General features: G+C 28.8%; 9 protein-coding genes. All 9 read right to left on the bottom strand.

The genetic code is table 11. The features are described from left to right. The coding region (locus BUA77_RS12095; RefSeq protein WP_200773954.1) for a transposase zinc-binding domain-containing protein at positions 1-248 on the bottom strand (248 nt) is incomplete at its 3' end. Positions 249-373: 125 nt separating this feature from the next. After that, the gene (gene glyS / locus BUA77_RS12090; protein WP_072890615.1) at positions 374-2,443 is read right to left on the bottom strand and encodes a glycine--tRNA ligase subunit beta; all 2,070 of its coding nucleotides are present in this window, start codon (positions 2,441-2,443) and stop codon (positions 374-376) included. Position 2,444: 1 nt separating this feature from the next. Then, a complete protein-coding gene (gene glyQ / locus BUA77_RS12085) occupies positions 2,445-3,323 on the bottom strand; it encodes a glycine--tRNA ligase subunit alpha (RefSeq protein ID WP_072890613.1) in 879 nt (292 codons plus the stop codon). A 106-nt stretch (positions 3,324-3,429) separates the two neighbouring features. Further along, entirely contained in the window at positions 3,430-3,945 is a 516-nt protein-coding gene (locus BUA77_RS12080; protein WP_072890612.1) for a DUF4342 domain-containing protein, read from the bottom strand. A gap of 12 nt (positions 3,946-3,957) precedes the next feature. After that, entirely contained in the window at positions 3,958-4,704 is a 747-nt protein-coding gene (gene recO, locus BUA77_RS12075; protein ID WP_072890611.1) for a DNA repair protein RecO, read from the bottom strand. After that, positions 4,658-4,825 (bottom strand): hypothetical protein, encoded by a 168-nt coding sequence (locus BUA77_RS14025; protein WP_159428993.1) that lies wholly within the window; start codon positions 4,823-4,825, stop codon positions 4,658-4,660. Before BUA77_RS14025 ends, recO begins: the two co-directional genes overlap by 47 nt. A 77-nt stretch (positions 4,826-4,902) precedes the next feature. Next, entirely contained in the window at positions 4,903-6,285 is a 1,383-nt protein-coding gene (gene mgtE, locus BUA77_RS12070; RefSeq protein WP_072890610.1) for a magnesium transporter, read from the bottom strand. A gap of 23 nt (positions 6,286-6,308) precedes the next feature. After that, on the bottom strand, positions 6,309-7,202 hold the full coding sequence (gene era / locus BUA77_RS12065; RefSeq protein ID WP_072890609.1) for a GTPase Era: 894 nt from the start codon (positions 7,200-7,202) through the stop codon (positions 6,309-6,311). A gap of 14 nt (positions 7,203-7,216) precedes the next feature. Continuing rightward, complete coding sequence (locus BUA77_RS12060) at positions 7,217-7,672, bottom strand: cytidine deaminase (RefSeq protein ID WP_072890608.1); 456 nt, start codon at positions 7,670-7,672, stop codon at positions 7,217-7,219. Positions 7,673-7,910 lie beyond the last annotated feature (238 nt).

The following is a 7,910-nucleotide window of genomic DNA, read 5'->3' as shown; positions in this document are numbered from 1 at the left end:
TTACTAACGTAAATTCTCCCACATCTAGTGCAAAATTTACTTTTACATGTAAAGCCTACTCTCTTACTTTCCATGCATTCTAAACACATATACTCTGTATATCCCTTTTCTAGCCTCCCACAGTCCATTGCTTTTTCAACTGTTTCTATAACATCTGCCCTTATTACCTTCGGAATTCTTTTAATTTTTTTCTTTAAAAAGTTTTGCCAATTATCTTGCAATATTTTTTTTAATGTTACTTTAGTCATCTCTTCATCTCTCTTTTTTCAATACTTATACATATATTTTAGCAAGTTTTCCACAGATTTTGAAATTTTATAATTTCCTACTTAATATAAAAAAAGTTTAAAGCCGGGCTTTCCCCCGGCTTTAACTACTTGTACATTATTTTTGATAAATCACATATTAAAAGCATTGTGTCATATATTTGTTTTAATAGAGCAAGTCTATTGTTTTTAATATTTTCATCTTTATCCATAATCATTACAGTATCAAATAAATTATCAATAGGTTGTTTTAAACTTATAAACTCGTCTAATGCTTTTGAATATTCTCTTTTTTGTATAGCTAAGTTTACATTATTACTTACTTCTTTAAATTTACTATAAAGAATTTTTTCTTCGTCTACTTGTAAATAGTCTTCCTTTACTTCCTTAGACTCTGCTTTTTGTGCTAATGTAGAAACTCTATTAAAAGCAGTTAATATCTCTACAATTTCATCTTTTTCTATCCACGAATTAAGCTCTTTTGCTCTAATATACATATCTGCTATATCATCAGTATTAGCATTTAACACTGAATCTATTACATCATATCTTATTCCCATTTCACTAAATAAGTTTTTAATTCTTTGATTAAAGAATTCAAGTATTTCTAAAGCTACCTTTTCTTTATCAAAATCTAAATTATCATAATTATCTAGAGAATAATTTATGATTTGTTTTAAGCTTATACTAATATTTTTATCCATTATAATATTAATTATACCTAAAGCTTGTCTTCTTAAAGCATATGGATCTTGGGATCCTGTAGGTTGTATTCCTATTGCAAAAAATCCTGCTATTGAGTCTAATTTATCAGCTATAGAAAGTATTATTCCTGCTTTTGTATTCGGAAGATCATCTCCTGAAAATCTTGGAAGATAATGTTCAAAAATAGCCTCTGATACTATTTCTTTTTCTTTAGATACCTTTGAATATTCTCTTCCCATAATACCTTGTAGTTCAGTAAACTCAAATACCATGTTTGTAACTAAATCTGCTTTACAAAGCTTTGCAGCTCTTAAAGTTTCTTCTTTTTCTTCTTCATATCCTAAATCTTGAACTAGTTTCTCAGATAATTTTTCAATTCTGAGAGTTTTGTTATATACAGTTCCTAATTTTTCTTGGAAAACTACATTTTTAAGTCCATCTACATAACTTTCAAGTGATTTTTTAGTGTCCTCTTTATAGAAGAATAATGCATCTGCAAGTCTTGCTTCTAAAACTTTCTCATTTCCTTTTTTTACATTTTCTATTTTATAATCTGTACCATTTCTAACTGTTATAAAGTTAGGAAGCAAACTTCCATCTTCTTTTACTACTGGAAAATATCTTTGATGCTCTTTCATAGGAGTTATTACTACTTCCTTTGGAAGTTTTAAGTAATCTTCCTTAAATTCTCCATAAAAAGCAGTTGGGTATTCTAATATATATGTAACTTCTTCAAGCAAATCTCCATCTAAAAGAAGTTTTCCTCCTAAATCTTGTGCTACTTTTATACACTGCTCTTTTATCATTTCTTTTCTTTCATTTTGATCAAGTATTACATAATTTTCTCTCAATTTATTTAAATATTCATCAAGAGAATTTACAACTATATTATCACTTCCAAGGAATCTATGTCCTCTTGTAATATTAGAAGCTTTTATTCCTTCTATTTCAAATTCTAAAGTTTCTCCATTACAAACTGATACTATCCATCTTATAGGTCTAGTAAATCTTAATTTTTTTCCTCCCCAGCGCATTGATTTAGGGAAGTTTATAGACTTTATTATATTTGGAAGTAATTCTTTTAAAACATCTTTGGTATTTTTTCCTTCTTCTTTTATTTTGGCAAACACATATTCTTCTTTTCCTGCTACTTTAAAGTATAAATCTTCTACACTCAATCCTTTACTTCTCATAAATCCTTGTAGTGGTTTTGTAGGATTGTTATCTTCATCAAAAGCAATCCTTTTAGCTGGTCCTTTTATTTCCTCTTCTAAATCATTCTGCTTTTCATTCAGTCCTTCAACTATCAAGGTAAGTCTTCTAGGAGTTCCATATGTTTTTATATTTTCAAAACTAATTCTATTTTCATTTAAAAGCTTTTTAGTATTTTCTCTTAACTGATTTAATGAACTATTCATAAATCTAGCAGGAATTTCTTCACATCCTATTTCAAATAAAAGATATTTATTCATCTTAGTTTCCTCCTTTCTTTAAAAGAGGGTATCCCATTTCTTCTCTTTGTTTCACATAAGCATTTGCAACCATTCTCGCCATGGTTCTAACTCTTCCTATAAACGAAGCTCTTTCACTAACACCTATTGCCCCTCTTGCATCTAATACGTTAAATGTATGAGAACATTTTAATATATAATCATAAGCTGGAAGAACTAATCCTTTTTCTAAAAGCTTTTTAGCTTCTTCTTCATAAGTATTAAAAAGTTCAAACAGCATGTCTACATTGCCCTCTTCAAAACTATAAACAGAATGTTCATATTCTGCTTTTTTAAATATGTCTTTATAAGTTAATTCATCATTCCACTGTAAGTCATAAACATTATCCTTCTCTTGAATATACATAGCAAGTCTTTCAAGTCCATATGTTAGTTCTGCTGATTCCAACTCACAGTCAATACTTCCTACTTGTTGGAAATATGTAAACTGAGTAACTTCCATACCATCAAGCCATACTTCCCATCCAAGTCCCCATGCACCAACTGCCGCAGATTCCCAGTTGTCTTCTACAAATCTAATATCATGTTCATCTGGCTTTATTCCTATAGCTTTTAAACTATTTAGATATAACTCTTGTATATTTTCAGGAGATGGCTTTAATATTAATTGAAACTGATGATGTTGATATAATCTATTAGGATTTTCTCCATATCTTGCATCTGTTGGCCTTCTTGAAGGTTCTACATAACATACTTTCCATGGCTCAGGTCCAAGTGATTTTAAAAAGGTATACGGACTCATAGTTCCAGCTCCCTTTTCTACATCATAAGGATTCATTACAATACAACCTTGCTTGGCCCAATAATTTTGTAGAGCAAGTATCATGTCTTGAAAATTCATTTCTTTCCCTCCTACATTCATTTAAAAATTTAGCCTTTCGCTTTCGCGAAAGGCTAAATTTAATAAATTTAAACTAATTCTAACTTTTAATTTAGCAAAATAAGGTTTATTTGTCAAGGTTATTAAAGTCATCTTGCTTTTCTTCTTTTATAACTTCATCAGTTATATCTTTATTATCTTTATTTTTTAAGTTCATTTTATCTTTTATTTCATTAAATGACTCTTGTGTCATTTCACTTAAATCTAAAGTTTCACCATCATCTTTTACTATTTTAATTTTATATTTACTAACCATTGCAGCAGAAACTCCTACTATTGTTGCTACCGGTCCTAAAACCAAACCAATTGCTCCAACTGTTACAGGGAGATTTAAAAGTACATCTCCATCCTTTTCTACCATTACTTTAGTTACATTTCCTTTTTTAAGTACTTCTTTTAATTTTTCTATAATTTCATTGCTTTTTTCATTAATTCCTTTAAAAATCCCTATATCTTTTTTTTCAAGATAAATTAAAGCATCTACTACATCTCCATTTGCATTAGTCAAAGCTTCTTTTGCTTTTTCATAGCTTACATTCATTCTTTTCATAATCTCATCAATTTTTTCTAATGTAATTTCCATAATACCACACTCCTAACCCTTTAGATTTTCTAAAAAATTTAATGATTTTAAGTTTAAGTCTTCAACATGGACTTTTAAATACCTGCTTAAAATATTTTCTAACTGATTTATAATATATTTTGAAACTTTTGCTTTGCTACATATTATTATGTCATTTTTTAATATGTATTCCATTAATTTTATAGTAGATGAGTCAATTTTCACACTAGTATTATCTATATGAGTACAACTTTTACAGAGTATTCCTCCATTTACTATACTAAATTTACCTTTGTTTAAATTATTATTACCACAATTTACACATTTTAAAACATTTGGTTTATATCCTATATAATGCAAAAACTTAAGTTCAAATATTCTAGTTATATATATATAGTCTAAATCATATTTAGAATACAAATACAATGTCTTTAAAAGCAAATCAAATAATCTATTGTTTGTTTGATTCTCAAATATACTACTTTCAACCAGCTGAGTTATATAAGAAGCATAAGATAACAAATCTATGTCATAGCTTAAATTATAAAAATTTTCTTTTACTTCACACTGACTTATTTTATACATATCTGAAGATTTATTAAGTAAAAAATTTGAATAAGAAAAAACTTGAGTTCCTGAAAGAAGCGTACTCTTTGCTCTTCTTGAACCTTTTGCTAGTGCCGAAATTTTGCCAAGTTTTCGTGTGAATAATATTACTATAGAGTCTGCTTCTTCATATTTTATCGATTTCAAAACTATTCCATCTGTATTTATAAGCATGAGTATCTTTTATCTCCCTTATCTGTTCATTTTCAAAATGAAAACCTTTAGATGCAATTATATACATAACAGCTTCTATGTTACCAGTCTTTTTAAAATATTTCCAACAAAAGTTCTTCATTTTAAAAACCCCCTTCTATCCATTTAGTTTTATTTTTGGTAAGAAGGGGGATAATATACATTATATTTTTTTATATTTTAAGAAATTTGTAGCAAAAGCATTGTAGTCAAAGTGAAATAAATTGTAAGACCTGTTATATCAAGTGTTGTAGAAATAAATGGAGCGGAAGCAACAGCAGGATCTACTCCAAGCTTTTTAAAAACTATTGGAACTACAGTACCAATAGTGGCAGCTGTAAGCATATTTGCAGCCATGGCAATCCCTACAACTACTCCTAATTTAAAATCTCCCATCCATAAATATGCAACAATACAAATTATAATACTACATACAAATCCAACACTAGCTCCAACACTCATTTCTTGAAATATTGTTTTAAAAGCTCTTTTTGTATCTACATGTCCTGTGGCAATACCTCTAACTGTAAGAGTTGAAGACTGAGTACCAACATTTCCTCCCATTCCTGTAAGGAGAGGCATAAAAAAAGATACTGCAGTATATTGGCTTATAGTACTTTCATATTTTCCAAGTATTGTAGCTGACATAGTACCTCCAAGTAAGGTAATTAAAAGCCAAGGAAGCCTTGCTTTAACAGAATATATAACCTTTGGAAAAAATTTATCTTCTTCTAGATATTCACTTTCTGCTTCTGAAGTTCCAGCAAATTTATATATATCTTCTGTTGCTTCTTCTTGTATAACATCTATTATATCATCAACTGTAATTATACCTCTAAGTTTTCTATTTGTATCAGTAACTGGTATTGCTAAAAAGTCATACTTAGATACAAGTTTTGCAACTTCTTCCTGATCATCATTCACATTAACAGATATTACCTTTTCACTCATTATATCTTCAACTAAAGAATTCGGTTTTGCTATTATAAGTTCTCTTAAGGATATAACTCCAACTAATTTTTCATGTTTATCTATAACATATACATAATAAATCGTTTCTGCATCTGGAGCATTTTCTCTTAGATATTCTATAGCAGAATAAGCTGTAATATCCTTTCTTAGAGCAATAAAATCAGTTGTCATTATACCCCCAGCAGAATCTTCTTTATAAACTAACAATTCTTTTATATCTTCAGCAAGCTCCGAATCTAAAAGATTTATAATTTCTTGTCTTTTATCCTCTGAAAGATTACTTAAAATGTCAACCATATCATCTTGTGACATTAAATCAAGTATTCTTTTTTTATGCTCAATACTAATTTTAGATAAAATAGAAGAAAATATATCAGAATCAAGCTCGTCTAGTACTTTTGCTCCTATTTCTAAAGGAAGTACCTCAAATAATTTAATTTTCTTATCTTCTTCTAAATTTACTAATATTTCTGCTATATCTCGGGGATGAAGCTCCTCTAAATATTCGTTCAACTCAACTATTTTTTCACTATCTATCAAAGCTTTAACTTCTACTACTACTTTTTCAAATAATATTTCATTCTTATTCATAATTTTCACCCCCAATTGATTAGCTATTTGTCACTATATCCAAAGTTACTTATATAGTTCTCCATATTTCTCCAGTTTTGTTTAACCTTAACCCAAGTCTGAAGATATACCTTTGACCCTAGAAGCCTTTGTATATCTTCTCTTGCCGATTTTCCTATTCCTTTTAATTTTCTACCATTTTTTCCTATTATTATTCCTTTATGTGAATCTCTTTCACAATATATTATAGCTGATATATCTATAATGTCATTGTCTTCTCTAGCTTTCATATGTTCAACTTCTACAGCAACTCCATGAGGAACCTCATCATGAACATAATGTAGAACTTTTTCTCTTATTAACTCAGAAATTAAAACTCTTTCAGGCTGATCCGTTATCATGTCATCTGGAAAATACTTAGGTCCATGAGGAAGATATTTTTCTATAACCTTTATTATGGAGTCTAAATTTTCTCCTTTAAGTGCAGATATTGGCACTATCTCATCAAAAACTTCTTCTTTACTGTATTTTTCTATTAAAATTACTAAATCTTCCTTTGAGATTTGGTCTATTTTATTTATAACTAAAACAACAGGAGTTTTAACTCTTTTTAAGCTTTCTATAATCATTCTATCTCCAGGACCAATATTTTTAGAGTCATCTACTACAAACAAAACTACATCTACTTCGTTAAGAGTATCTGTAGCGACTTTTACCATATACTTACCTAATTTATTTTTCGGTTTATGTATTCCCGGAGTATCTAAAAACACTATCTGAAATTCTTTATCTGTATATACTGATTGAATCTTATTTCTAGTAGTTTGAGGTTTATCACTCATTATTGCTATTTTTTCCCCAACAATTTTATTCATAAGTGTGGATTTTCCTACATTAGGCCTTCCTATTATACTTGCAAATCCTGATTTAAAGCTCATTTTATCACCTCTTGTTATTTGTTAAGATCAGCTCCTGTAAATCCATATGGTACTAACTCATCTATAGATATTTCTTTATTTTCACCTTCTGATTCTCCAACTACTACTTTAATGTCTCTTCCAAATTCTAAAATTACTTGTCTACATATACCACAAGGATAAGTCTCTCCTTTATTGTCACTAGAAATAGCTATTTTTTCAAACTCTTTTTCACCTTCTGAAACAGCTTTAAATATAGCTGTTCTTTCAGCACAATTTGTTCCTCCGTATGAAGCACACTCTACATTACATCCAGTATATACTTTTCCAGATTTAGTTAGAAGTGCAGCTCCTACATGGAAATTTGAGTATGGAACATATGCATTTTTTCTAGCCTCTTCTGCAAACTTTAATAATTCTCTATTATTCATTATATATTCCTCCTTATTAATTTTCTTTAGTAGCTCGTTGCAGAACTCTACAACTCGCATAAATACTACATTTAAATTTATAGAAATGGCTAAGTTTCCCCCATTTTGGGTATATATACATTAACTAGATGTGTATAACTCAAAATGAAAAAAGGAGGAAAAACTTATGCCAGTTCAAGCTAAACAATTAAACTTTTCTAATATTTCTTCTGATTTTGAAAAGTTTTTTAATCAAAATCAATACAATTTACTTTCTATGTTAAATCATTTTTTTGATATTAGTGATTTCATCCCACTT

The organism is Tepidibacter formicigenes DSM 15518 (genome assembly GCF_900142235.1).
Classification (GTDB): Bacteria; Bacillota; Clostridia; order Peptostreptococcales; family Peptostreptococcaceae; genus Tepidibacter; species Tepidibacter formicigenes.
This window is presented reverse-complemented; position numbering and strand designations above follow the sequence as displayed.